Origin of the sequence: Nocardioides marmoribigeumensis, from assembly GCF_031458325.1 — a bacterium.
In the GTDB taxonomy this organism is placed as follows: domain Bacteria; phylum Actinomycetota; class Actinomycetes; order Propionibacteriales; family Nocardioidaceae; genus Marmoricola_A; species Marmoricola_A marmoribigeumensis.
This window is the reverse complement of record NZ_JAVDYG010000001.1, coordinates 2746923-2770707: the sequence shown is the minus strand read 5'-3', so window position 1 is coordinate 2770707 and position 23785 is coordinate 2746923. Positions and strand designations below refer to the sequence as shown.

Genomic DNA, 23785 nt, shown 5'->3' with positions numbered 1-23785 from the left:
GCCGACCACTACGCTGGAGCGTGTGAGCACCTCGCCGAACCGCGTCTTCGTGGGCCGCCTGACCGGCCTGCAGGTGTTCGACCCCGCCGGCGACCAGGTCGGCCGGGTGCGCGACCTGGTCATCACGCTGCAGAAGACCAACCGGCCGGCGCGCGTGGTGGGCCTGGTGGTGGAGGTCTTCGGGCGGCGCTCGATCTTCCTGCCGATGACGCGGGTCACGAGCATCGACGGTCGCCAGGTGATCACCACCGGGGTGGTCAACATGCGCCGCTTCGAGCAGCGCAACAACGAGACCCTGGCCGTGGCGCAGATGCTCGACCGGCGTGTGACGGTGCGCGAGACCGGGGTCCAGGGCACCGTCTACGACCTCGCCATCGACCAGCAGCGCAACCGCGACTGGGTGATCAGCAAGGTCGCGCTCCAGGAGGACTCCAAGCGCTTCGGCCGCAAGGGCCAGACCCACGTCGTGGACTGGCACGAGGTGACCGGCTTCGAGACCGACGGCGAGCAGGGCGCCACCCACGTGCTGGCCGCGCTCGAGGAGATGAAGCCGGCCGACCTCGCGACCGTCATCCACGAGATGCCGGCCAAGCGCCGCCGCGAGATCGCCGCCGCCCTCGACGACGAGCGCCTCGCCGACGTCCTGGAGGAGCTGCCCGAGGAGGACCAGGTCGAGATCCTCGGCGACCTGCCCGACGAGCGCGCCGCCGACGTGCTCGAGGAGATGTCCCCCGACGACGCCGCCGACCTGATCGCCGAGCTCCCGCCCGAGACCGCCGAGAACCTCCTGAGCCTGATGGAGCCCGAGGAGGCCGAGGACGTCCGGCGGCTGATGTCCTACGAGGAGCGCACGGCCGGCGGCATGATGACCACCGAGCCGGTGGTCCTCCCCCCGGACGCGACGGTCGCCGAGGCGCTCGCGCACGTCCGCAACGCCGACCTCACCCCGTCGCTCGCGGCCGCGGTCTACGTCTGCCGGCCCCCGCTCGAGCCTCCGACCGGCCGGCTGATCGGCGTCGCCCACATCCAGCACCTGCTGCGTGAGCCGCCCCGCACGATGCTCGGCGCGATCGTCAAGGGCTCGCAGGACGCGATCGACCCCGCCGCCCGCCTCGAGGACGTCGCCCGCCACCTGGCGGCGTACAACCTCGTCGCCGCGCCCGTCGTCGACGAGGACGGGCGCCTGCTCGGTGCGGTGACCGTCGACGACCTGCTCGACCACCTCCTGCCCGAGGGCTGGCGCGAGCGCCCGGCCGGCGTGGGGAGGCTCCGTGTCTGACCTCGGCTCGACCCGACCGGAGCGCGGTCGCGTGCGCCGCAGCGAGCGCCGCGACGAGCAGCGCCGCACCCTGCGCCGCGAGCACCGCGAGCGCAGCGAGGCCGATCGCCAGGAGCGGCTCGACCAGCCCAAGGACACCCGCCGACTGCGGCGGCCCCGCTTCGAGGACGACGCGTTCGGCCGCTTCGCCGAGCAGTTCGCGCGCTTCATGGGCACCGCGCGGTTCCTGCTCTACATGACCGCCTTCGTCATCGCGTGGGTGGCGTGGAACTGGCTGGCGCCGGGGGCCTTCGACGCCTACCCCTTCATCTTCCTGACCCTGATGCTCAGCCTCCAGGCGTCGTACGCCGCACCGCTGATCCTGCTCGCGCAGAACCGCCAGGAGGACCGCGACCGGGTGATCGCCGAGCAGGACCGCCTCGACAACTCCCGTGCCCACGCCGACATGGAGTTCCTGGCTCGCGAGATGGCCAGCCTGCGCATGGCGCTGGGCGAGGTGGCGACCCGCGACTACGTCCGCTCCGAGCTGCGCACCCTGCTCTCCGAGATCGAGGAGCGCCTGCAGGACGACGACGACCTCTCCGAGGGGCACGAGCCCCCGAGCGAGGAACGCCACACCCCGTCGCCCTGATCGGCGCGCCTGCCCCGACGTAGGCTGGGACCCATGCCACACCCCACTCCCGACCAGGTCCGCGCTGCCCTCGCGAGCGTCAACGACCCCGAGATCCGGCGCCCGATCACCGAGCTCGGCATGGTCGAGTCCGTCGAGGTCGACGCCTCCGGCCACGCGGCCGTCACGATCCTGCTCACCGTCTCCGGCTGCCCGATGCGCGACACCCTGACCAAGGACGTCACCGCGGCCGCCCGCTCCGTCGAGGGCGTCACCGGCGCGACCGTGACCTTCGGGGTGATGAACGACGAGCAGCGCACCGCGCTCCGCGCCACCTTGAACAACGGCAAGGCGCCCAAGGAGATCCCCTTCGCCAAGCCCGACTCGCTGACCAAGGTCTACGCGATCGCCTCCGGCAAGGGCGGCGTCGGCAAGTCGTCGGTCACGGTCAACCTCGCCGTGGCGATGGCCCGTGAGGGCCTCAAGGTCGGCCTCGTCGACGCCGACATCTACGGCCACTCGATCCCGGCGATGATGGGCATCGCCGAGCAGCGGCCCACTCAGGTCGACGACATGATCATGCCCGTGCCGACCGAGTACGGCCCGTCGGTGGTGAGCATGGGGATGTTCAAGCCCCGCCGCGAGCAGGTCGTCGCCTGGCGCGGCCCGATGCTCGACCGGGCCCTGGTCCAGATGCTCTCCGACTTCTACTGGGGCGACCTCGACGCGCTCCTGCTCGACCTCCCGCCCGGCACCGGCGACATGGCCATCTCGCTCGGCCAGCACCTGCCCAACGCCGAGGTGATCGTGGTGACCACCCCGCAGGAGGCGGCCGCCGAGGTCGCCGAGCGCGCGGGCACCATGGCCTCGATGCTCCACCAGCGCGTGGTCGGCGTCGTGGAGAACATGTCCTACCTCCCCTGCCCGCACTGCGGGCCCGAGCACCGCATCGACCTCTTCGGCGCCGGCGGCGGCCAGCGCGTGGCCGAGACCCTCTCCGCGCGCTTCGGGTACGACGTCCCGCTGCTCGCCGAGGTGCCGCTCGACCCGCGCCTGCGCTCGGGCGGCGACTCCGGTCAGCCGCTGGTGTGGTCCGAGCCCGACGCCCCCGCCTCGGTGGCCCTGGGCGGTGCTGCCCGCCGCCTGTCGAGCCGCGGACGCAACCTCGCCGGCATGCAGCTCGGACTCACGCCCACTAGCAAGCTCTGACACCCCGACCCGGTCTCACCTAGGCTTTCGACGTGTTGGGGATCGGGCTGCCGGAGTTCTTCGTGATCGCGGTCGTCGGCATGCTCGTCTTCGGCCCCGACCGGCTGCCCGAGTTCGCCCGCCAGGCCGGCCGCATGGTGCGCCAGCTGCGCGCCCTGTCCAAGCAGGCCCGCGACGACATCCGCGCCGAGCTCGGGCCTGACTACGCCGACTTCGAGCTGCGCGACCTCGACCCCCGCCGGGCGATCCGCAAGCACATCATCGAGGCGTGGGACGAGGAGGACGAGGACCAGCCCTCGTCCGGGCCGTCGCTCGCCCGGGGCGAGCAGCCGCCGTACGACAGCGAGGCGACCTAGCCGACCTTGGCGTCGAGCTTGATCGTCAGGGTGCGCTCGGCGCCCTTGCGCACGACCGTCATCTCGAGCTTCTCCCCCGGCCGGTGGGACCGGATCGCCACGATCAGCGAGATGCCGTCGAGCACCCGGGTGTCCTCCACGGCCACGATGCGGTCGCCCTTGCGCAGGCCCGCCTGCGCGGCCGGGGTCCCCTTGGGCACCTCGACCACCTCGGCGCCGTTGCGGCTGGAGCCGGTGTCGACGTTGGCCCCGATGACGGGGTACTGCGCCTTGCCGGTGGTGAGGATCTGCTGGGCGGTGATGCGCACCTGCTCCATCGGGATCGCGAAGCCGACCCCGATGCTGCCGCTCTCGCCGCTGCCGAGGAAGCCGCCACCCGTCGTCGCGATCGCGGAGTTGACCCCGATCACCTGACCGGCCAGGTTGACCAGCGGCCCGCCGGAGTTGCCCGGGTTGATCGCGGCGTCGGTCTGGACCGCGTTGATGTAGGACGCGGAGTCCTGGTCCCCGGTGGTCACCGGGCGGTCGAGGGCGCTGACGATGCCGGCGGTGACCGTGTGGTCCAGGCCGAGCGGTGAGCCGATCGCCACGACCGTGTCGCCGACGTACATGCTGCGCGAGGAGCCGAACGTGACCGGCCGAAGGTCGCCGGGGTCCTCGATCTTCACGACCGCGAGGTCGTAGACCTCGCTGTGCCCGACCAGCGTCGCGTCGTGCGGCTTGCCGGAGTTGTCGACCACGATGATCGTGCCGCCGCCGTCGGCGACCTCGGTGACGTGGTTGTTGGTCACGACGTGGCCCGAGCGGTCGATCACGAACCCCGAGCCGGTGCCACCGGTGACGGACTTGCCCTTGCCGCCGCTGCGCACCCGGACCTGCACGGTGCTGGGCAGCAGCTGCTGGGCGACCGCGGCGATCGACCCCTTGGACGCCGTGCCCGAGCGGCCCGTCTCCAGCGGCCCGAGACCGCCGGCTCCGCCACCGGAGGTGCCGAGCACGAGGGCGCCGCCCAGCACACCGCCGAGCAGGCCCACGACGAGCGCGGTCACCGCGACCACCGGCCACACCCACCCCGGGGTGCCCGACGAGGTCCGCGGGGGCGGTCCGGGCGGCGGGGCCCAGGTGGGCCCCGGGGCCTGGGGGCGGGGCGCCCACAGGTTGTCGGGCGGGCGGGGTGCCTCGGGCTGCTGGGCCGGCGCCCGATCGGGGTCGGGGACGTCCCCGCCTGCGTAGGGCGTCGGGTGCGGGGGCGGCTGGTCGCCGGGGAAGCTCACGCGCCGATTGTCCCCCACCGGTGGGGAACCGACGCCCGTGCGGTCAGGGCTGCGGAGCGCGGCGCTGACGGTCGAGGTCGACCGCGTCGACCACGGCGGCTCCCGGGCCGCCCGAGGTGGCGGCGGGGACGCCGAGGTCGGCCCCCACCGGGACCGAGCCGTCGACCGCCGGCAGCCCCACCAGGGACGCCACGACGAACGCGGCCGCGGAGAGGCTGCCCACCCCGGCCGCCGCGACCACCCGGGTGCGCGGGGTCCAGGCCGCCCAGGCGGGCTCGGCCGCGGGCACCGGGGCCTCCTGGCACAGGCGGTCGGGCAGCGCGGCGAGGCGGTCGGCCAGGGACGCCGACGGCGCGACGGGGTGCGTCGAGCCGGCGAGCAGCAGCTGGTTCTTGACCCAGGTCTGGCGCCGCACGGACTCCGTGCAGCACCGGCAGCGCAGGACGTGCGCCCAGGCCCGCTCGGCGGTCGAGCGGCGCAGCTGTCCGTCGACCAGCGGCGCGACGAGCGCACCGAGGTGCCCGCCGGCGTACGTCGTGAGGAGCGAGGCCCCGCGCTGGCTCACGCGTCCACCGCCTTCGCTCCGCTCGGCGGCGGAGCCACGCGTGACCTGGTGGTTCGCTCGCTGCGCTCGTTCACGCGTCCACCGCCTTCGCTCCGCTCGGCGGCGGAGCCACGCGTGACCTGGTGGTTCGCTCGCTGCGCTCGTTCACGCGTCCACCGCCTTCGCTCCGCTCGGCGGCGGAGCCACGCGTGACCTGGTGGCTCGCTCGCTGCGCTCGTTCACGCGTCCACCCCCAGTCCCCCCGGTCGCTCGACGGGGCCGGCCACGCGCTGGCGGCCCGGCCCGGGGGCGCGGTGCGAGAGGGCCTCGCGCAGGAGCGCCCGACCGCGGTGGATGCGCGAGCGGACCGTGCCGAGCTTGAGGTCGAGCACCCGGGCGATCTCGTCGTAGGAGAGGCCCTCGATGTCGCAGAGCACGACCGCCGCGCGGAAGTCGGGGGGCAGTGAGGCGAGCGCGGACTCGACGTCGGCCTCGAAGAGCCCGTCGAGGAGGACCCGGTCGGAGGACCCCGCGACGCCCAGGCCACGGCCGGTGTGGACCGACTCGGTGCCCGGGTCGTGGGCGAGGTGGTCGAACCGGATGCGGGAGCGGCGGCGCGCCTGGTCGAGGAAGAGGTTGGTGGTGATGCGGTGCAGCCAGCCCTCGAAGGTGCCGGGGACGTAGTCGTCGAGGGAGCGGAAGACCCGCACGAAGACCTCCTGGGTGAGGTCCTCGGCGTCGGCGACGTTGCCGGTCAGTCGGTAGGCCAGGCGGTAGACGCGCGCGGAGTGGTCACGGACGATCGCGTCCCACGACTCGCGGGTGGAGGACGGCTCGTCGGGGCTCTGGTGCTGCTGGTCGCTGTGGGCCATGGTGTCCACTTCCGCTCGGGTCCGGACGATCACGCTAGGAACCCACACTGAGAGCGGGCTGAGCGCGACCGGAGGGCGGGCTGCGAATCACTGCGCGGGGAGCCGGGGGTCACGACAGGACAACGCGCGGAGGGGCCCGGACAGTTCCCACGATAGAGTCCTGGCGTTCTGTGCTGTGAGCGAAGCAGGAGTCGAGGGAGAGCGCATGTCCACCGGTCTGAAGCCCGCGAGCTGGACCTACGCCGAGGAGTTCCTCGCCGAGGACGAGGTCCTCTCCGCCGCGCGTGCGCGCGCGCAGGAGGTCCGCGTCTCCCCGATCGGCACCGGAGCCGGTGCCGCCCTGCGGTTCATCGCCTCGGTGATCGAGGCCCGCTCCGTCGTCGAGATCGGCACCGGCACCGGCGTCTCCGGCCTGTGGCTCCTGAGGGGCATGCGGCCCGACGGCGTCCTCACCACGGTCGACACCGAGGCCGAGCACCAGCGCCTGGCCAAGAAGGGCTTCACCGAGGCCGGCATCCCCAGCCAGCGCGCCCGCCTGATCAACGGCGCGGCGCTCGAGGTGCTCCCGCGCCTGACCGACGGTGCCTACGACCTGGTCTTCTGCGACGGCGACAAGCAGGAGTACGCCGACTACCTCGCCGAGGCGCTGCGCCTGCTCCGGCCGGGCGGCGTGGTGGCCTTCGACAACGCGCTCTGGCACGACCGGGTGGCCGACCCGGCCCAGCGCGACCCCGAGACCGTGGCCATCCGCGAGGTCGGCGTGGCCGTGCGGGAGCACGAGGGGCTCGTGCCGCTGCTGCTGCCGGTCGGCGACGGTCTCCTGGTGGCCCGCAAGCTCTGAGCCGGGCTCGAGCCCGTCACTGCGCCGGGCTCACTCGGCGCGGGGCGTGGCCTCCAGGCCCTGGGCGCCCTCGGCGACCGCGACGACGCGGCACGGCTCGATGAGCACCGGCGGCGAGCCGATCAGCTGCGAGGCGGGCGCGTCCGCGGCCTTGGCGGCGAAGTCGGCCTGGAACCGGGCCCGCGCCTCGTCGGAGACGAACACGTAGACCCCCTCGAACCACTCCCCGGGGATCGCCCGCCAGGTCTTGTAGGACAGGCCCTCCATGCCCTGGAAGCGCTGGTGGGAGGTCTCCGCGACGTAGTCGGCCAGGCGGTCGGCCATGTCGGCGGGCGCGCCCACCAGCGACCAGCGCACGGTCAGTCCCCTCATCGGCGTGCCTTCCTTCCCGTGGCGGCCTCGTGGCACAACCACCTCAGCAGCAGGCGCGCACCGAAGCCGGTGGCGCCCTGGGTCCACTCGAACTGGTCGGAGGGCGAGTCGCCGACCGAGGCGAGGTCGAGGTGGGCCCACCGGACCGACCCCGCGAAGGGGCGCAGGAACAGCGCCGCGGTGATCGCCCCGGGGGTGCCGCCCGCGTTGTCGGCGTCGGCGACCCGGGACTCGAGGCGCTCGAGGTAGTCGTCGACCAGCGGCAGGTGCCAGACCGGCTCGCCGGACGAGCGGCCGGCGGTGACCAGCTGGTCGGCCAGCTCGGCGTCGTCGGTGAACAGGCCGCCCAGGCGCTGGCCCAGGGCGATGCGGACCGCCCCGGTGAGCGTGGCGACGTCGACCAGGACGTCGGGCTCGATCGTGTCGACGGCGTAGGCGAGCCCGTCGGCGAGCACCAGGCGGCCCTCGGCGTCGGTGTTGGTGACCTCGGTGGTGCGACCGCCGTAGTGACGGATCACGTCACCGGGGCGCAGGGCCGCTCCGCCGACGGCGTTCTCGGCGCAGGCGAGCAGACCGGTCACGCGGACCGGGCAGCCGAGGTCGCGCAGGGCGGCCATCACGGCCAGCACCACCCCGGCCCCGGTCATGTCGCGCTTCATCGGGGCCATCGAGTCCGAGGGCTTGAGCGAGAGGCCGCCGGTGTCGAAGGTGATGCCCTTGCCGACCAGCACGACGTGGGGAGTGCGGCGGCCGGCACCCTCGGGCGCGTAGTCCAGCCGCACGAACCGTGGCCCGGAGACCGAGGCCTGGCCCACGGCGAGCACGCCGCCGAACCCGTCGCGCTCGAGGGCCGGCTCGTCCCACACCTGGCACTCCAGCCCGTGGGCGTGGGCGACCTCGGTGGCGCGGTCGGCCAGCCAGGCGGGGTTCTTGACGTTGGAGGGCATGACCGCGAGCGCCCGGGAGAACCACCCGGCGTGGGCGGTGACCCGTGCCTGGCGGACGGCGGTCTCGGCACCCTCACCGACCCCGGTGAGGGTCACCTGGCCGACGGCCGCCTGCCCGGGCTGGGTCTTGAGGTCGAAGGAGAAGCCGCCGAGCACGAGCCCCTCGGTCAGGGCGCGCAGGGCGGCGACGTCGGCGCGCTCCTCCGCGGCCACCAGGTCGCCGCCGAGGCAGTCGGCGCCGATCGCCACCGCGAGGTGGGCCCTCCCCCGGACGCGGCGCGACAGCGCGGCCCCTGCCCGGCGGAGGTCGGTCGCGGTGCCCGTGCCGAGCCCGACCAGGAGGACGGACTCGGGGGCGCCGTCACCGGCGTGGACGGGGACCTCGACGACCTCGCCGACCGCGCCACGGGCGCGGGCTCGCGAGAGCACGTCGGCCACCGGGGCCGGGAGCAGGTCGGCGGCGTCGGCGACCTGGCTGCCGACGAGGTGCTCCCCGTCGACGGACCTGAAGCCGAGCGCCCACACGTCGGCACCGGAGGCCTCGCGCAGCGTCCCCGAGAAGACTGCGACCGGCGGTGCACCGTCGAGCTCCGCTCCCGGGGACGGGAGGGGCACCGACGGGGATGGCGGGGCCGTGGCGGTCAGCCCACGACCTCCTTGAGGGCGTCACCGAGGGCGCCGGCCTCGTCGGCGTTCAGCTCGACCACGAGTCGCCCGCCACCCTCCAGGGGGACGCGCATCACGATGCCGCGACCCTCCTTGGTGACCTCGAGCGGGCCGTCCCCGGTCCGTGGCTTCATGGCCGCCATGCTGACACCTCTCCCTTGTCGGAGCACCGGTCGGTGCGGACGCGAGGGCGACCTGGCCCCCATGCGTCGTCGTCGTGGTCACTAGTATCTCCCACCGGTGAGACATTGCCGACACCGGCCGATCTGAGGGGTCCCATGAGCCAGAGCAGCGAGCAGCGACCGGGCGTCGAGGTCACACGCGAGGGCGGGGTCGCGACCCTGCGCCTCACCCGTCCCGAGGCGATGAACAGCCTCGACGTGGCGACCAAGGAGGCGCTGCGCGACGCGGTCCGCGAGGTCGCCGACGACACGTCGGTGCGCTGCGTCGTGCTCACCGGCAGCGGGCGTGCCTTCTGCGTGGGGCAGGACCTCAAGGAGCACATCGGGCTGCTGGCCGAGGGGGCGGAGTCGCTGTTCCGCACGGTGCCCGAGCACTACAACCCGACCGTGCTCGCGCTCGCCACGATGCCCAAGCCCGTGGTCGCCGCGGTCAACGGCGTCGCCGCAGGGGCCGGGGCCTCGTTGGCGCTGGCCTCCGACTACCGCCTGGTCGCCGACACCGCCGGCTTCAACCTCGCCTTCGCCGGCATCGCGCTCTCGTGCGACACCGGCGTCTCGTGGACCCTCCCCCGCATCGTCGGGCGGGCCAAGGCGATCGAGCTGCTCTACGAGCCGCGCACCATCCCCGCCGACGAGGCCCTGGAGCTGGGCCTGGCCAGCCGCGTGGTGCCCGCCGCCGAGCTCGAGGACACCGTCCACGAGCTGGCCCACCGCCTGGCCCAGGGACCGACCCAGGCCTACGCCGCGATCCGGCGCTCGGTGGAGTACTCCAGCACCCACGCGCTCCCGGAGTCGCTGGCCCACGAGGCCGAGATGATGACGTTCACCGGCGGCACCCAGGACCACCGCGACGCCGTCGAGGCGTTCGTCGCCAAGCGCAAGCCGGTCTTCCACGGCCGCTGACGGGCCGGGCGGCGGTCCGCCCGCTCAGGGGATCTGGTCGAGCAGCAGGTAGACGCTGAAGACCAGCACGCCGACGAGCAGCCCGACGTGGGCCAGGATCGACAGTCCCGGTCCGTCGCCCCACGCGTCGGCGACGGGGCCCGAGGAGTGCCGGCCGCGGGCGGGCAGCCAGCGCACGAGGATGAGCAGGCCCGCCACGACGGTGGCCCACCACAGCGGGAGCGCGGCCGCCCCGAGCCGGCGGTCGCCGACGACGAACATCGCGACCCAGAGGACGACGGCCAGCACGCCACCGACCGTGTGCACGTCGACCAGCCACCTCGACACCGCGGCCCGTCCGGCGGCCCGCCCCTCCTTGACCATGCGCATGCGGGTCAGGACGACGACGAGCGAGGCCAGGCCGGTGAGCAGCAGCGTGATCAGTGACGGGGACACGCTCGACATGGTGCCGCACAGCGGACGTGCCGGGAGCGATCTCGGCGGGCTCAGGCCTCGTCGGGACGGCGGCACTCCTCGAGGTGGTCGTCGACCAGCCCCGTGGCCTGCATGAGCGCGTAGGCGGTCGTCGGGCCGACGAAGCGGAACCCCTGCCTCTTCAGCGCCTTGGCCAGCGCCGTCGACTCCGGCGTCACGGCGGGGACGTCGTCCAGGGTGCGCGGACGCGGCCGGGGGGCGGGGCGGTGGCCCGCGACCAGCTCGGCGAACCCGCCGTCCAGCTCCACGACCCGGCCGGCGTTGTGGATGGTCGCCGCCACCTTCGCCGCGTTGCGCACGATGCCGGCGTCGGCCAGGAGGCGCGCGACGTCGCGGTCGTCGTACGCCGCGACGCGGGCCGGGTCGAAGCCGTCGAAGGCCGCGCGGAAGGCCTCCCGCTTGCGCAGGATCGTCAGCCAGCTCAGCCCGGACTGGAACGCCTCCAGCGACAGGCGCTCGAAGAGCAGCGCGTCGGGGTCCCCACCGGTGAGCGGACGGCCCCACTCGGTGTCGTGGTAGTCGAGGTAGTCCGGCGTCGAGAGCGCCCAGGGGCACCTCGGCCGGCCGTCGGGGCCGGGCTGCGCCCCGCGGTCAGCCGACACCGTGCTCCTGCTCCGGCTCCGGCTCGGGCACCGGCTCGGCGTCGGCCGGGCGGGGCCGAGCGCCCTGCGCGGCCCGCAGCTCCTCGACGAGCCGGTCGAGCAGGGCGTCGACCTCCGACATGCGGTAGCCGCGCAGCGCGCTGGTGAACCGCACGGCCTCCAGGTCCTCGGCGGTGAGCGGGCCGTCGGCCGGCACCCGCGAGTCGGGCCGGTCGTCGTAGGTCTCCGAGAGCCCCCCGAGGCGGCCGGTGGCGGCCACGGCGGCCACGCCCATCACCGCGACGATGAGGACGGAGAAGAACCACATCATGGGGCGATGCTCCCACCGGCGTCCGGGTCCTCGGTCCGGCCGGCGCCGTCCGCGGTGGCACGGGCGGCCGCGGCCTCGGCGGCCAGCTCGTCGCGGTTGGCGTCGACCATCTTCTGCACGGCCTCGACGGGGTCGTCGGTGACGTGGAGCAGCTCGAGGTCCTGCGGGTTGATCGCGCCGTGCTCGAGCACCGTGTCGCGGATCCAGTCGACCAGCCCGCACCAGTAGTCGGTGCCGAGGAGCACCAGCGGGAAGGCGGTCACCTTGCGGGTCTGGCGCAGCGTGAGCGCCTCGAAGAGCTCGTCGAACGTGCCGAAGCCGCCGGGCATGACGATGAAGCCCTGGGAGTACTTGACGAACATCGTCTTGCGGGCGAAGAAGTAGCGGAAGTTGACCCCGAGGTCGACGTGGTCGTTCATGCCCTGCTCGAAGGGCAGCTCGATGCCCAGCCCGACCGACGTGCCGTCGCCCTCGCGGGCCCCGCGGTTGGCGGCCTCCATGATCCCGGGCCCGCCACCGGTGATGACCGCGAAGCCGGCGCGTGCCAGCAGCCGCCCCACCTCCCGCGCCTGGGCGTACGTCGGGTGGTCCGGCTGGGTGCGCGCGGACCCGAAGACCGCCACGGCGGGCCCCAGCTCGGCCAGCGCGCCGAACCCCTCGACGAACTCCGACTGGATGCGCAGCACGCGCCACGGGTCGGTGTGCACCCAGTCGCTCGGGCCGCGGTTGTCGAGCAGGCGCTGGTCGGTCGTGCTCTCCCCGGCCCGGTCGCCGGTCAGCCAGGTGCGGCCCTGGTAGCGCTCGTTCAACGCGGTCTCCTCAGCTCTCGAGCCAGCTGCGCAGCTGGCGCTCCACCCGTCGTACGTGCTCGACGGGGACGTGCTCGTCCTGGCGGTGGGCGTACATCGGGTCGCCCGGGCCGAAGTTCACCGCGGGGACCCCGAGGGCGCTGAAGCGCGCGACGTCGGTCCAGCCGAACTTGGGGTTGGCGGTCCCGCCGACCGCGGCCACGAAGTCCGCCGCCGCCGGCACCGACAGGCCGGGCAGGGCCCCGGGCGAGAGGTCGAGGACCGTGACCTCGAACCCCTCGAACAGGTCGCGGACGAAGGCCTCGGCCTCCTCGGTCGACCGGTCCGGGGCGAAGCGGTAGTTGACCTCCAGGCGGCACTCGTCGGGGATCACGTTGCCGGCGACCCCGCCGGAGATGCGGGTGGCGTTGAGCCCCTCGTGGTAGCCGAGCCCGTCGATGACGGGCTTGCGCGGCTCGTAGGCACGGAGCCGGTCGAGCACCGCGCCCGCGGCGTGGATCGCGTTGGAGCCCATCCACGCCCGCGCGGAGTGGGAGCGCTGGCCGCGGGCCACGACCTCGGCGCGCAGCGTGCCCTGGCAGCCCGCCTCCACGACGGCGTCGGAGGGCTCCATCAGGACCGCGAAGTCGGCCTCGAGCAGCTCGGGGTGGCTCGCCGCGAGCTTGGTCAGCCCGTTGCGCGCGGAGTCGACCTCCTCGCACTCGTAGAACAGGAAGGTCACGTCGCGGCTCGGCTCGGGCAGCGTCGCGGCGAGGTGGAGGGCCACGGCCACGCCGCCCTTCATGTCGCACGTGCCGAGCCCGTGCAGGATGCCGTCCTCGAGCCGGGAGGGGAGGTTGGCGTTCTCCGGGACGGTGTCGAGGTGACCGGCCAGCACGACGCGCTCGTCGCGGCCGAGGTGGGTGCGCGCCACGACCGTGTGGCCGAACCGCTGCACCTCGAGGTGGGGCAGGACGCGCAGCGCCGCCTCCACCGCGTCGGCGATCGCCTGCTCCTCGCCGCTCTCCGACGGGAGGTCCACCAGCGTGGCGGTGAGCGTCACCGGGTCCTGGGTCAGGTCGAGGGTGGTCGACCGGGCGGGCGTCGTGGGTGGCGTCGTGGGTGGCGTCGTGGGTGGCGTGGACGGCATGGTCGCCATCCTGACAGGCGTCCCGGTGGCGGCCCGGCGCGCGCGGCGACCTTCGCCGGCTTCGCTAGTTTTGGCCCGTGACCAGCGACCCCAGCAGCTCCTCCCGCCCCGGACCGCGGCCGGCCTTCGGCTACGGCCTCGCCACCCTCACCGGCACCGCGAGGTCCGCGGACGAGCCGACCCCCGAGGGGACGCCGGAGCGTGACGTCGTCCTCGACGTGTGGTTCCCCGCGCCCTACCTCGGGCCGCGCGCGGACCACACCGACACCGGCGGCCTCGACGCGCTCGCGGGCGACGACGAGGCCCGCGGGGTCCGTCGGGTCGTGGTCAGGGTCGAGACGCCCGACCTCGGCGCCCCGCCGGTCGACGCCTACGACGTGTGGCTGCGCCTGCACCTGCTCTCCCACCGTCTCGTGGCACCGCACGAGGCCGACCTCGACGGCATCTTCGGGCTGCTCACCAACGTCGTGTGGACCAGCGAGGGTCCCTGCGCGGTGCCGGGCTTCGAGCAGACGCGGGCGCGGCTGCGCGCCGACGGCCGCCAGGTCGCGGTCTACGGCGTCGACAAGTTCCCGCGCATGACCGACTACGTCGTGCCGACCGGCGTGCGCATCGCCGACGCCGACCGGGTCCGGCTCGGGGCCCACCTCGCCGAGGGCACCACCGTGATGCACGAGGGCTTCGTCAACTACAACGCCGGCACCCTGGGCGCCTCGATGGTGGAGGGACGCATCAGCGCCGGCGTGGTGGTCGGCGACGGCACCGACATCGGCGGCGGCGCCTCGATCATGGGCACCCTGTCCGGCGGCGGCAAGGAGGTCATCTCCCTGGGCGAGCGGTGCCTGCTGGGCGCCAACGCGGGCATCGGCATCTCGCTGGGCGACGACTGCGTGGTCGAGGCGGGCTGCTACGTCACCGCCGGCACCAAGGTCGCGCTGCACGGGGGCCCCGACGGCGCCGGCACCCGCGTGGTCAAGGCCGCCGAGCTGTCGGGGGTCGACAACGTGCTGTTCCGCCGCAACTCCCAGTCGGGCGCCGTCGAGGCGCTGCCCAGGGCGGGCACGGGCATCGAGCTCAACGAAGCCCTGCATGCCCACAACTGACGAGCGGGGGCGGGCCCGCACCTGGGTCCTGGTCGTCGTCGTCGCCGTCGTCGGGCTCGGCACCGGCCTGCTCGTCCGCCTGGGCGTCGGCCCCCTCCCCGACCCCGACGGCTGCACGGCCCGGGTCGGCTCGGAGAAGGTGCGCCTGAGCCCCACTCAGGGGCGCTACGCCGGCCTCATCGCCGGGATCGCGGTGCAGCGCGGCCTGCCGGCCCGCGCGGTCTCCATCGCCCTCGCGACCGCGTTCCAGGAGAGCAAGCTGCGCAACCTCGCCCACGGTGACCGCGACTCGGTCGGGCTGTTCCAGCAGCGGCCCTCCCAGGGGTGGGGCTCCGAGCGTCAGCTGCGCGACCCGCGCTACGCGATCAACGCCTTCTACGACGCGCTCGTCGAGATCAACGGCTACCAGTCGATGCGGATCACCGAGGCCGCGCAGGCGGTGCAGCGCTCCGGGTTCCCGGAGGCCTACGAGGAGCACGCGGCGGGGGCACGCGCGCTGGCCTCGGCCCTGACCGGCTACAGCCGAGCGGCGTTCTCCTGCGTGGTCGACGAGGCCGACGTGCCCGAGGAGTTCGCCGGCGGCTCGGGGCTGACCGGGCGGGCCGAGAGGGTCCGGCGCGACCTGGTGGCGACCTTCGGCGACCTGTCGCTGGGCGGCTTCGAGCCGGGGGGCGTCTCGAGCGGCCACATGAAGGGCTCGGCCCACTACCAGGGCAGGGCCATCGACGTGTTCGTCCGGCCGATCAACCCCGACAACAAGCGCCGCGGGTGGGCGATCGCCTGCTACCTGGTGTCCCAGGCCGAGCGCCTGCACGTCGACCACGTCATCTTCGACGGCCGCATCTGGTCGGCCGGCGGCCGCTCGCAGGACGGCTGGCGCCCCTACGAGCCCCGCGTCCCCTCGACGGCGTCCGCGTCGACCCGGAAGATCCTGGAGCACCGGGACCATGTGCACGTCGACGTTGCCCGAGGGACCTGAGTCGACACGAACGGGCCACGGAAGGACGACATGGACGCCCGGCTCGCCTAGATTGGCCCTCACGTCGCGAGTCGGGGGACCGCGGCACGAGGGAGGCTCCATGAACGGCAACAGCTCCATCCTCTACACGATGGGCATGGCGCTCGGACGGGCCCACGACCTCGGCTACGACGTCTCGGTCCTCGTCGACGGGCAGTGGCTCCACGGGCGCATCGCCGCCGAGGACGGCACGGGTCTCGTCCTGGAGCAGGAGAGCGCCGCGCACAGCGTCGTACGCCTGGAGCGCGTCAGCGCGGTGACCATCCACGCCGAGTCGCCCTACCACCAGGAGATCACCGGGGCCCGGCCGATGCCGGGCCCTCGGGCCGGCTGACCCGCCCCTCCACCGTTCGGCCACCCGGTGGCCGCCGAGCGGTCGCGGCCCCTGCGGACCAGGACCATCTTGGGCAGGCGTTGGTCCCGAGTGCGCCCCTGGGGCGCCCCGCCATGTCCGTTCTGACCTAGTTTGTGAGGACGAGGACCGCTGCTCGGGCGGCACAGGGAAGGGGACCGCATGTCCGGCTCGATGATCTACACGATGGGCCTGGCCCTGACCCGTGCCGCCGACTTCGGCCTCGCCGTCTCGGTCCTCGTCGAGGGCCAGTGGATGCACGGCCAGGTGGCCGCCCACGACGGCACCGGGCTCGTCCTCGAGCAGCCGGACGGCACCCACAGCGTCGTGCGCGTGGAGCGCATCGCCGCGGTCAACCTGCAGGCGAGCTCGCCCTTCGCGGCCCACGACCAGGCCGGCGCGGAGCGGGCCCGCCCGCTGGTCGCGACCGCCTGCTGAACGCGGACCAGCGGCTCAGCCGGACGAGGCGCGGAGGCGGCCCACCGCCCGGTCGACCCCGTCGTCGGTGACGGTGAACGCCACCCGCACGTGCTCGGCACCGGCGCGGCCGTAGAACTCCCCCGGCGCCACCAGGATGCCCAGGTCGGCCAGGGCGTCGACCGTCTGCCAGCACCCCTCCCCCCGCGTGGCCCAGAGGTAGAGCGAGGCCTCGGAGTGGTCGATGCGGAAGCCCGCACCCTCGAAGGCCTCGCGCAGGCGCGCGCGCCGGACGGCGTACCTCGCGTGCTGCTCGGCCACGTGGTCGTCGTCGTCGAGCGCCGCCCGCATCGCGACCTGCTGGGGGCCGGGCAGCTGGAGCCCGAGGTTCTTGCGCACGGCGAGCAGCTCGCCCACGACCGCGGGGTCACCGGCGACGAAGGCGGTGCGGTAGCCCGCGAGGTTGGACCGCTTGCTCAGCGAGTGGACGGCGAGGATGCCGGAGTGGTCGCCGTCGCAGACGTCGGGGTGCAGCACGCTGACCGGCTCCACGCCGTCCCAGGCGCACTCGAGGTAGCACTCGTCGGAGACCAGCAGCGCGCCGCGCTCGCGGCACCACGCGACCACCTTGCGCAGGTGGTCGACCGGCAGCACCCGGCCGGTCGGGTTGGACGGCGAGTTGAGCCAGACCAGCGAGACCCGCTCGGGCCCCACCGCGGTCAGCGAGTCGGTGGCGACGCAGCGGGCGCCGGCCAGGACGGCCCCCACCTCGTAGGTCGGGTAGGCCAGGGCGGGCGCCACGATCGTGTCGCCGGGGCCGAGACCGAGGTGGCCCGGCATGGAGGCGATGAGCTCCTTGGAGCCGATCACCGGGAGCACGGCGTCGAGGCCCAGGCCGGTGACGCCGAACCGCCTCGAGAGCCAGTCGACGCAGGCCTGCCGCAGGTCGGCGCGACCGATCGTCAGCGGGTAGCCCGGTGAGTCGGCCGCTCCCCGCAGGGCCGCCTGCACGACCTCGGGGGTCGGGTCGACCGGCGTGCCGACCGAGAGGTCGACCAGGCCGTCGGGGTGCCGGCGCGCGCGCTCGGCGTACGACGTCAGCTTGTCCCAGGGGAAGTCGGGCAGCCGGGTGGAGACAGCACGAGCCGCCCACCGGGGCTGGCCCGGGGGCGGCGTCCGCGTCGCGCCGTCGGTGGTCTCGAGGCTCACTTCGTTCGCACCTCGACCGACGACGGGGAGGTCACTCGTCGTGCTCCTGCGGGGGCAGCGCGGCGACGATCGGGTGGTCCTTGTCGATCTCACCCATCTTGGCCGCGCCGCCGGGCGAGCCGAGGTCGTCGAAGAAGTGGACGTTGGCGTCGTAGAACTGCTTCCACTCCTCCGGGGTGTCGTCCTCGTAGAAGATCGCCTCCACCGGGCACACCGGCTCGCAGGCGCCGCAGTCCACGCACTCGTCCGGGTGGATGTAGAGCATGCGCTTGCCCTCGTAGATGCAGTCCACGGGGCACTCGTCCACACAGGCGCGGTCCTTGAGGTCCACGCAGGGCTGGGCGATGACGTAGGTCATCCGATCCTCCTCGGCAGCGTCGCGACGCGAGGTCGCGACTCAAGCGGTCGTCTGGTCACAGCCTAGTCACCGGACGACCGCCGTCGTCGGAGACCTCACGGGCTGGAACGATCGGGACCATGGTTCCTGCTCCGACCTCCCTCGGCCCGGCGTGCGTGGGGCTCCGCGTCGTCGTCCGGCACCTCCTCCCGGGTGAGACCGGCCCGTCCGGCGGTCCGCGGATGACCGACGTCCTCGGGGTGATGGAGGCTTGGACCTCGGGGCCGGACGCCGTGACCCGCATCCGCACCGAGGGCGGTGTGGTCGAGGTGCCGGTCGCCGCGATCGTCTCGGGCAAGCCCGTGCCGCCCAAGCCGTCGGTGCGGCTGCGCGAGCCGCTGCTCACCATGGAGCGTCGGGCTGCGCAGGACTGGCCGGCCGAGGACTCCGCCCCGCTCGGCGAGTGGCTGCTGCGGGCCGCCGCCGGCTACTCCCGCCGCGCCAACTCCGCGCTCGCCCTGGGCGACCCGGGGGTCCCCATGGCCGAGGCGCTGCGCCGGGTCGAGGAGTGGTACGCCGAGCGCGGGCTGCCCGCGCTCGTCCTGACGGTGCCGACCGAGCCCGTCGCCGACCAGGTGGCCGCCGAGGGCTGGGTCCCGGCCTCCGACGACGTGCTGTTCCAGGTCTCGGGGGTCGCGGCGGCGCTGCGCCACCTCGAGGACCAGTCCCCCGAGGCCGCCGACACCGCCGAGCGGGTCACGATCGCCGACACCGTCGACGAGTCGTGGTGGGTGGCCGACCACGACCCGCCGTGGTCGTCCCACGTGCGCGCGGTGCTCGCCGGTCCGGCCGAGGTGGCGCTCGCGCGGATCGAGGTCGACGGCACGGTCGTGGCGCGGGGGCGGGCGGCGCTCAACGTCGGCTCCGACGTGCGGCTCGGGCTCAGCACGCTGTGGACCCGCCCCGACCTGCGCGGCCAGGGCCTCGGCGCCGGCGTGCTCCGCGCGCTGCTGGAGTGGGCCGCCGAGGGCGGAGCCACGTCGGCGTACCTCCAGGTCGAGGCGGGCAACACCCGCGCGGTCGCGCTCTACGAGCGGCTGGGCTTCCTCACCCACCACTCCTACCGCTACCTGCGCTCGCCCCGGACCTAGTGGCCCGGTCCGGCGACGTCAGCCGAGCAGGTCCTCGACGGTGGCCTTGAGGCCGACGTCCAGCGGGACCGGCTGCAGACCGAACCGCGCGCGGGCGTCGGTGTCGTCGACCAGGAACGGCGCCTCGAACTGGTGACGGGTCTCGTCGAGCTCGCGCATGAAGGGCAGCACCCGCAGCGCCGCGCGGGCGACTCCTGCGAGCTCGACGACCCGGGGCTGTGGGCGGCCGCGGAGCGCGGCGACCCGTTCGGCGACCTCGCGCAGCGTCGCCGACTCCGACGGCACCATCCAGGGGCGACCCCAGACGTCGTCGTCCGCACAGACCGCGACAGCGGCGGCGAGCGCGGCGATGTCGTCGAGGTGCGTCCAGCTGTGCGCGACGTCGGGAGAGCCGATGACGAGTCGCACCGTGCTCTTGGTGGCGGCCGGCTCCACGACGTAGTCGTTGAGGTAGCTGGTGCCGTTGGCGACGCCCGGGCCGTAGTAGTCCGAGGCGCGCAGCTCGACCGCCCGCAGGCGACCGGCCCGGTCGGCGGCCTCGAGGTCCTCCCACATCGTGCGGCGCAGCTCGCCCTTGTGCCCGTGGGGCCGCAGCGGCGTGCGCTCGGACATCGGGGCCTGGACGCGGCCGTAGGCGTAGAGGTTGCCGACCAGCACCACCCGGCCGCCGGCGGCCTCGACGGCCGCCTGCACCGAGCGCGCCATCGGGGGCCAGTCGCGGTCCCAGGTCGTGTACTTCGCCGGGTTCATCGCGTTGACGACGGCGTCGGTCCCGGCCACCGCCGCGCGCGTGGCGTCGACGTCGGTGACGTCGAGACCCACGGTGCGGGCGCCCTCGACCGAGGTGCTGCCCGAACGGGACGCCAGGTCGACCTCGTGGCCGGCGGCGACGAGGCGGGTGGCGGTGAGGCGACCGATGCTGCCGGCGCCGAGGACGAGGATGCGGGACACGAGGACCTCCTGGGTTCGAAGTGCGAACGGTGTTCGCACTTCTAGTGAAGCACCGCCTCACGGCAAATGCAAGAACAGTGTTCGCACTTCTTCGGGGAAGTCCCTAGGGTGGGCCCATGAGCCAGGACGAGCAGGTCCCCACCGGGGTGCGCGCGCGGCGCCGGGCCCAGGTCGAGCGCCGCCTCGTCGAGGTCGGCCGCACCCACCTCGCCCGGCACGGGGCGGCCGGCCTCACCGTGCGCGGCGTGGCGCGCGACCTCCAGATGGCCCCGTCGGCGCTGTTCCGCTACGTCGACGGCCTCGAGGACCTGCTCACCACGCTGATCGTGGCCTGCTACGAGGAGCTCGGCGACCGGGTCCTGGCCGCCGACGCGGCCGTCGACCAGGGCGACGCCCACGCCCGTTGGTGGTCGCTGGCCCACGCCTGCCGCGACTGGGCGCTGGAGCACCCGCACGACTGGGCGCTGCTCTACGGCTCCCCCGTGCCGACCTACGACGCCCCGCCGGAGGTCACCACGCCCGCAGGCACGCGGGTCACCGACCTGCTGCTGCGGATCGGGCAGGAGGCGGGGCCCGAGGCATGGGGCGAGCCGGTGCTGACCGGGCAGGAGGAACGCGCGGTGGCGGCGGTCGGCCCGCTGGTGACCGAGGGCGTCGGGGGACCACTGGGCGCCGTACGCCTCCTGCAGGGCATGACCGCCTGGACGCTGCTCGTCGGCGCGGTCAGCGCCGAGGTGTTCGAGCTCTTCGGCAAGGGGGGTGGCGACCACCGGGCGCGTTTCGAGCACGCCGTCGCGGTCGCCGAGCGCGTGCTGTTCGGCCGCGCGTAGAACGCCTCAGCCGCGGTACATCGCCTCGATCTCGTCGCGGTACTTGTCGTGGATGACCGCGCGCTTGAGCTTCATCGTCGGGGTCAGCTCGCCGGAGTCGGGGGTCCACTCGTTGCCGAGGACCGTCCACTTCTTGACCTGCTCGACCTTGGCCAGCTCGGCGTTGCCCTCGCGGACCGCGCGCTCCACCTCGGTCAGGACCCTGGGGTCCCGGGCGGCCTCGGCCAGGTCGTCGGCGACGCCGTGCTGCTGGGCCCACACCGGGAAGGCCTCGGGGTCGAGGACGACCAGGGCGCTGACGAACGGCTTGTCGTCGCCGTAGACGAGCATCTGGCCGACGATCGGCGACTTGGTCTTGATCGCCTCCTCGATGTTGTTGGGCGAGAGGTTCTTGCCGCCGGCGGTGATGATCAGCTCCTTCTTGCGACCGATCACCTTGAGGTAGCCCTCGTCGGTCAGCGAGACCAGGTCACCGGTGTGCAGCCAGCCGTCCACCAGGGCCTCGGCGGTGGCCTCGTCGCGGTTGAGGTAGCCGCCGAAGACGTTGGGGCCCTTGACCAGCAGCTCGCCGTCGTCGGCCACGCGGATCTCGACCCCGGGGATCGGCTTGCCGACCGTGCCGGCGCGCGGCTCGCCGGGCGGGGTGTAGGCGATGATCGCGTGGGTCTCGGTCATGCCGAAGGCCTCGCTGATCATCACCCCGAACCCGATCCAGGTGGCCAGCAGGTCCTTGCTGATCGGGGCCGCACCGGTCAGGCCGATGACGGTCTGGTCGAGGCCGATCGCCTCGCGCAGCTTGCTGTAGATGATCTTCTCGAACAGCCCGTGCTGTAGCGACAGCAGCAGGCCGGGCCGGCGCTGCTCCAGCAGCGCGACGCCCCGCTGACGGGCCACCTCGACGGCGCGCAGGCCGAGGGCCTTCTTGAGCCCCGACTCGGCCTGGAGCTTGGTGGTGATGGCCGAGTGGAACTTCTCCCAGACCCGCGGCACGGCGAGGAAGCTCAGCGGCCGCACCTGCGGCAGCACCTCGGCCATCGTGGTGAGGTCGCGCACGAAGCGGGTGCGGCCGACGGCGTACTGCGCGGTGTAGAAGCTGAAGATGCGCTCGGCGATGTGGGCCAGCGGCAGGTAGGAGATGCCGCGGGCGCCGGCCGGCTGGTGGTAGGTCCCGCCGTCCTGGACCAGCCCGAGCTGCTTGGCCCGGTGCAGGTTGTCGGCGTGCTCGCCGAGGATGTCCAGGCAGGTGCGCACGTTGAACAGCAGGCCCGCGTGGGTCAGGACCGCGCCCTTGGGCGGACCCGTCGTGCCGGAGGTGTAGATGATCGTCGCGGTGTCCTCGCCGGTGATCGCCCCGGCGACCTCGTCGAGCCGCCCCCGGCCCTCGGCCAGCAGCTCCTTGCCCCGGGCCAGCAGCGCCTCGAAGGTGGTCGCCCCGTCGACCTCGCCGACCGACCCCACGATCACGATCGCGGCCAGGTCGAGCTTGTCGCGCAGCGTGCGCCACAGCGGCATCAGCGCCTCGTCCACGAACGCCACCTTGGTGCGGCAGTCCTTGGCGACGTAGCTGAGCTGCTCCTCGGTCAGCGTGTAGTAGAAGGAGACCGGCGTGGCACCGGCGCGCAGCGCGGCCGCGTCGGTGATCGCGTGCTCAGCCCGGTTGACCATGTGCATCCCGACCGCGTCGCCGCGCTCGACCCCGAGCTCGCCCAGGGCCAGGGCGAGCGCCTCGCTGAGGTGCTTGAGCTCGGCCCACGTCACCGAGGCCAAGGGCCCGGCGTCGGGGTCCTCCAGGGCCACGAAGTCGCCGAAGTCCTCGGCGTTGAGGTCCTGGACCTCCACGAAGCTCCGGGCCGACCGGCGACGCTCGCTGTCGGTGGACGGGGCCTTGGCCAGGTCGGTCGGGTCGATCACGTCGGTGGCGCTCACGGGTCTCCTCGGCACGCAGGTGGGGACGACAGCCCCCGGTTGTTGGCGGAACGCTAACAGTGGAACTGTCACGGTCCAAGGGGTGGGCCGGACGGTCAGCGGGTCACGCGGGTCACCGGGATCTCCACGACCCGGCGTCCCTGCGGCCGCCGGACCACCGCCAGGAAGCCGCGCACGACGCGGTCCCGGAGGTAGGACGCGACCTGGCCCTTGCGCAGGACCCGGTCCTCGACGCGGAAGCTGAGCGAGCCGTCGTAGGCGCCGCCGCGGTAGACCGAGTCGACGACGCGGAACCGGCGCCAGAGCCGGTCGCCGTCGAGACGGGGACGGAGCCGGCCCGCCACCGCGGTGGTGCTCAGCGCCGGCCCGAAGTCCTCGGGGCGCACGACCACGCCGAGACCCCGGCCGAAGCGGTAGGTCACCGCCCCCGACATGGCGGGGTTGGCGAAGGCGCGCATGGCGCGGCTGACCTCGGTGCTCGACACCTGGGGTGGCGTGTCGACCAGGGACAGCCGGACCGGGTCGCCGTCGGAGGGGAAGGCCGCCTCCACCGCCAGTGCCGCCGCGCCCCGGTCGAGCAGGTGGCCCACCTGGGGGTAGACCGCGACGGCCCGACCGCCCTCGAACCGCACGTCGCCCTCGACCACGGGGTCGTCGACCTGGTCGGCGATGCGGTCCAGGCGGCGCTCGAGGGCGTCCCCGACCGCGACCGACCGGAGCGGCACGTCGGTGCTGCCGACGAAGGCCTCCCACATCTCACGCGGGTCGAAGGACCGGCCGACCGGCACCTGGGCGACCGACCCGGGCACGTCGACCTCCAGCCCGAGGTCGGCGGGACTGAGCCGGAAGGTGCGGTCGGCCACCTGGACCACCAGGGGACGCGCGGCCCTGGCGGCGGTTTCCCGGGCGATCTTCCGGCGGGCCGCCGCGGGGCTCAGCCCGCCCACGCGCACGCCGCCGACGCGGGAGCCCTGCGGCAGGCGGTCGCTGGTGAGGGCGTAGCCGCCCGCGTAGAGGCCGCCGACGAGCAGCACGAGCACGACGAGGACGACCACCAGCGCACGCCGGTCGCGGCGGGCGTCGTCCGCGGCGACGTCGTAGGACACGGGTGC

The 23785-nt window shown here is 73.9% G+C and carries 28 protein-coding genes; 12 read left to right on the top strand and 16 right to left on the bottom strand.

Annotated elements, in window-relative coordinates; translation table 11 throughout:
• Positions 1–22 precede the first annotated feature (22 nt).
• The 4 genes from J2S63_RS13310 (at position 23) to J2S63_RS13295 (ending at position 3454) form a co-directional block, all read left to right on the top strand.
• Positions 23–1279: a magnesium transporter MgtE N-terminal domain-containing protein gene (locus tag J2S63_RS13310; protein ID WP_310303032.1), complete on the top strand. Its 1257-nt coding sequence runs from the start codon at positions 23–25 to the stop codon at positions 1277–1279.
• A 70-nt stretch (positions 1280–1349) separates the two neighbouring features.
• Positions 1350–1910 carry a DUF1003 domain-containing protein gene (locus J2S63_RS13305; protein ID WP_310306700.1) on the top strand — a complete coding sequence of 187 codons (561 nt, stop codon included), beginning with the start codon at positions 1350–1352 and terminating at the stop codon, positions 1908–1910.
• A 33-nt stretch (positions 1911–1943) separates the two neighbouring features.
• Entirely contained in the window at positions 1944–3098 is a 1155-nt protein-coding gene (locus tag J2S63_RS13300; protein ID WP_310303029.1) for an Mrp/NBP35 family ATP-binding protein, read from the top strand.
• Positions 3099–3130: 32 nt separating this feature from the next.
• Positions 3131–3454, top strand: coding sequence for a sec-independent translocase (locus tag J2S63_RS13295; RefSeq protein WP_310303027.1), 324 nt, complete (start codon positions 3131–3133; stop codon positions 3452–3454).
• Here the strand turns inward: J2S63_RS13295 and J2S63_RS13290 are convergent.
• The 3 genes from J2S63_RS13290 to sigE all read right to left on the bottom strand — a co-directional run bounded on the left by J2S63_RS13290 (position 3451) and on the right by sigE (position 6144).
• On the bottom strand, positions 3451–4728 hold the full coding sequence (locus J2S63_RS13290; protein ID WP_310303025.1) for a S1C family serine protease: 1278 nt from the start codon (positions 4726–4728) through the stop codon (positions 3451–3453). The genes J2S63_RS13295 and J2S63_RS13290 overlap by 4 nt on opposite strands.
• 43 nt (positions 4729–4771) lie before the next feature.
• Positions 4772–5293, bottom strand: a complete 522-nt coding sequence (locus J2S63_RS13285) for a hypothetical protein (RefSeq protein WP_310303022.1) — start codon at positions 5291–5293, stop codon at positions 4772–4774.
• A 218-nt stretch (positions 5294–5511) separates the two neighbouring features.
• Entirely contained in the window at positions 5512–6144 is a 633-nt protein-coding gene (sigE, locus tag J2S63_RS13280; protein ID WP_310303020.1) for an RNA polymerase sigma factor SigE, read from the bottom strand.
• Positions 6145–6349: 205 nt separating this feature from the next.
• On the opposite strand from sigE, the gene J2S63_RS13275 reads away from it, so the two are divergent.
• Positions 6350–6985, top strand: coding sequence for an O-methyltransferase (locus J2S63_RS13275; RefSeq protein ID WP_310303018.1), 636 nt, complete (start codon positions 6350–6352; stop codon positions 6983–6985).
• A 30-nt stretch (positions 6986–7015) separates the two neighbouring features.
• On the opposite strand, the gene J2S63_RS13270 is transcribed toward J2S63_RS13275, so the two are convergent.
• From J2S63_RS13270 to J2S63_RS13260, 3 genes are read right to left on the bottom strand one after another with little or no spacing between them, the layout of a single operon-like run.
• Positions 7016–7357, bottom strand: coding sequence for a hypothetical protein (locus J2S63_RS13270; protein WP_310303016.1), 342 nt, complete (start codon positions 7355–7357; stop codon positions 7016–7018).
• Positions 7354–8919, bottom strand: coding sequence for a leucyl aminopeptidase family protein (locus J2S63_RS13265; protein WP_310303014.1), 1566 nt, complete (start codon positions 8917–8919; stop codon positions 7354–7356). The genes J2S63_RS13270 and J2S63_RS13265 overlap by 4 nt, the downstream gene beginning before the upstream one ends.
• Positions 8920–8945: 26 nt before the next feature.
• Positions 8946–9113, bottom strand: coding sequence for a DUF3117 domain-containing protein (locus tag J2S63_RS13260; protein WP_151084696.1), 168 nt, complete (start codon positions 9111–9113; stop codon positions 8946–8948).
• A gap of 135 nt (positions 9114–9248) precedes the next feature.
• Here J2S63_RS13260 and J2S63_RS13255 point away from each other — a divergent pair, with 135 nt between their 5' ends.
• The gene (locus J2S63_RS13255; protein ID WP_310303010.1) at positions 9249–10055 is read left to right on the top strand and encodes an enoyl-CoA hydratase/isomerase family protein; all 807 of its coding nucleotides are present in this window, start codon (positions 9249–9251) and stop codon (positions 10053–10055) included.
• Between the two features lie 24 nt (positions 10056–10079).
• Here J2S63_RS13255 and J2S63_RS13250 read toward each other — a convergent pair whose 3' ends face one another.
• The 5 genes from J2S63_RS13250 to dapE are packed head-to-tail and all read right to left on the bottom strand — an operon-like array spanning position 10080 to position 13379.
• Positions 10080–10490: a hypothetical protein gene (locus J2S63_RS13250; RefSeq protein WP_310303008.1), complete on the bottom strand. Its 411-nt coding sequence runs from the start codon at positions 10488–10490 to the stop codon at positions 10080–10082.
• Between the two features lie 50 nt (positions 10491–10540).
• Positions 10541–11131, bottom strand: coding sequence for a DNA-3-methyladenine glycosylase I (locus tag J2S63_RS13245; protein WP_310303006.1), 591 nt, complete (start codon positions 11129–11131; stop codon positions 10541–10543).
• A complete protein-coding gene (locus J2S63_RS13240; RefSeq protein WP_310303004.1) occupies positions 11121–11441 on the bottom strand; it encodes a DivIVA domain-containing protein in 321 nt (106 codons plus the stop codon). The genes J2S63_RS13245 and J2S63_RS13240 overlap by 11 nt, the downstream gene beginning before the upstream one ends.
• Positions 11438–12250, bottom strand: coding sequence for an LOG family protein (locus J2S63_RS13235; RefSeq protein ID WP_310303002.1), 813 nt, complete (start codon positions 12248–12250; stop codon positions 11438–11440). The genes J2S63_RS13240 and J2S63_RS13235 overlap by 4 nt, the downstream gene beginning before the upstream one ends.
• 10 nt (positions 12251–12260) lie before the next feature.
• Positions 12261–13379: a succinyl-diaminopimelate desuccinylase gene (gene dapE / locus J2S63_RS13230; RefSeq protein ID WP_310303000.1), complete on the bottom strand. Its 1119-nt coding sequence runs from the start codon at positions 13377–13379 to the stop codon at positions 12261–12263.
• Positions 13380–13456: 77 nt separating this feature from the next.
• On the opposite strand from dapE, the gene dapD reads away from it, so the two are divergent.
• The 4 genes from dapD to J2S63_RS13210 all read left to right on the top strand — a co-directional run bounded on the left by dapD (position 13457) and on the right by J2S63_RS13210 (position 16290).
• Positions 13457–14482: a 2,3,4,5-tetrahydropyridine-2,6-dicarboxylate N-succinyltransferase gene (gene dapD, locus J2S63_RS13225; RefSeq protein WP_310302998.1), complete on the top strand. Its 1026-nt coding sequence runs from the start codon at positions 13457–13459 to the stop codon at positions 14480–14482.
• Positions 14469–15461: a VldE C-terminal domain-containing protein gene (locus J2S63_RS13220; RefSeq protein WP_310302995.1), complete on the top strand. Its 993-nt coding sequence runs from the start codon at positions 14469–14471 to the stop codon at positions 15459–15461. The genes dapD and J2S63_RS13220 overlap by 14 nt, the downstream gene beginning before the upstream one ends.
• Positions 15462–15561: 100 nt before the next feature.
• Positions 15562–15834, top strand: coding sequence for a hypothetical protein (locus tag J2S63_RS13215; protein WP_310302993.1), 273 nt, complete (start codon positions 15562–15564; stop codon positions 15832–15834).
• A gap of 180 nt (positions 15835–16014) precedes the next feature.
• Entirely contained in the window at positions 16015–16290 is a 276-nt protein-coding gene (locus J2S63_RS13210) for a hypothetical protein (RefSeq protein ID WP_310302991.1), read from the top strand.
• Between the two features lie 15 nt (positions 16291–16305).
• On the opposite strand, the gene dapC is transcribed toward J2S63_RS13210, so the two are convergent.
• Together dapC and fdxA are read right to left on the bottom strand one after the other, a co-directional pair.
• Positions 16306–17394: a succinyldiaminopimelate transaminase gene (gene dapC / locus J2S63_RS13205; protein WP_310306698.1), complete on the bottom strand. Its 1089-nt coding sequence runs from the start codon at positions 17392–17394 to the stop codon at positions 16306–16308.
• Positions 17395–17509: 115 nt separating this feature from the next.
• Positions 17510–17836, bottom strand: a complete 327-nt coding sequence (gene fdxA, locus J2S63_RS13200; RefSeq protein ID WP_310302989.1) for a ferredoxin — start codon at positions 17834–17836, stop codon at positions 17510–17512.
• 119 nt (positions 17837–17955) lie between these two features.
• On the opposite strand from fdxA, the gene J2S63_RS13195 reads away from it, so the two are divergent.
• Positions 17956–18966 carry a GNAT family N-acetyltransferase gene (locus J2S63_RS13195; RefSeq protein WP_310302988.1) on the top strand — a complete coding sequence of 337 codons (1011 nt, stop codon included), beginning with the start codon at positions 17956–17958 and terminating at the stop codon, positions 18964–18966.
• A gap of 18 nt (positions 18967–18984) precedes the next feature.
• On the opposite strand, the gene J2S63_RS13190 is transcribed toward J2S63_RS13195, so the two are convergent.
• Positions 18985–19917, bottom strand: coding sequence for an NAD-dependent epimerase/dehydratase family protein (locus J2S63_RS13190; RefSeq protein ID WP_310302986.1), 933 nt, complete (start codon positions 19915–19917; stop codon positions 18985–18987).
• A 116-nt stretch (positions 19918–20033) separates the two neighbouring features.
• Here J2S63_RS13190 and J2S63_RS13185 point away from each other — a divergent pair, with 116 nt between their 5' ends.
• Positions 20034–20747, top strand: a complete 714-nt coding sequence (locus J2S63_RS13185; RefSeq protein WP_310302984.1) for a TetR/AcrR family transcriptional regulator — start codon at positions 20034–20036, stop codon at positions 20745–20747.
• A gap of 6 nt (positions 20748–20753) precedes the next feature.
• On the opposite strand, the gene J2S63_RS13180 is transcribed toward J2S63_RS13185, so the two are convergent.
• Both J2S63_RS13180 and J2S63_RS13175 read right to left on the bottom strand, forming a co-directional pair.
• A complete protein-coding gene (locus J2S63_RS13180) occupies positions 20754–22673 on the bottom strand; it encodes an AMP-dependent synthetase/ligase (RefSeq protein ID WP_310302980.1) in 1920 nt (639 codons plus the stop codon).
• A 95-nt stretch (positions 22674–22768) separates the two neighbouring features.
• Complete coding sequence (locus tag J2S63_RS13175) at positions 22769–23779, bottom strand: peptidoglycan binding domain-containing protein (protein ID WP_310302978.1); 1011 nt, start codon at positions 23777–23779, stop codon at positions 22769–22771.
• Positions 23780–23785: the final 6 nt, after the last annotated feature.